Here is a 281-nt window from a genome sequence, read left to right on the forward strand (position 1 = left end):
TCATGATGTTCATGAACTGGTTGTCGATGTTGTTTCTCTTTATGGAGTTGAACTTGTTCAAGAAGTGGTTGTTCTTTAGCGACTGGCCCTTCTTCTACAACTGGTTGTTCTTCAGCGACTGGCCCTTCTTCTGCAACTGGTTGTTCTTCAGCGGCTGGCCCTTCTTCTACAACTGGTTGTTCTTCAGCGACTGGCCCTTCTTCTACAACTGGATGTTCTTCAGCGACTGGCCCTTGATAAACAACTGGGGGGGGGGGGGCGGCGGGGGCGTGGTCTACGAG

At 51.2% G+C, this 281-nt stretch carries 1 protein-coding gene; it reads right to left on the reverse strand.

From position 1 onward, the window contains the following. A partial coding sequence (locus JDS92_RS30225) for a hypothetical protein (protein ID WP_199633054.1) occupies positions 1-281 on the reverse strand: 281 nt, incomplete at both ends.

It is taken from the genome of Bacillus cereus group sp. N12, from assembly GCF_016483575.1.
GTDB lineage: Bacteria > Bacillota > Bacilli > Bacillales > Bacillaceae_G > Bacillus_A > Bacillus_A toyonensis.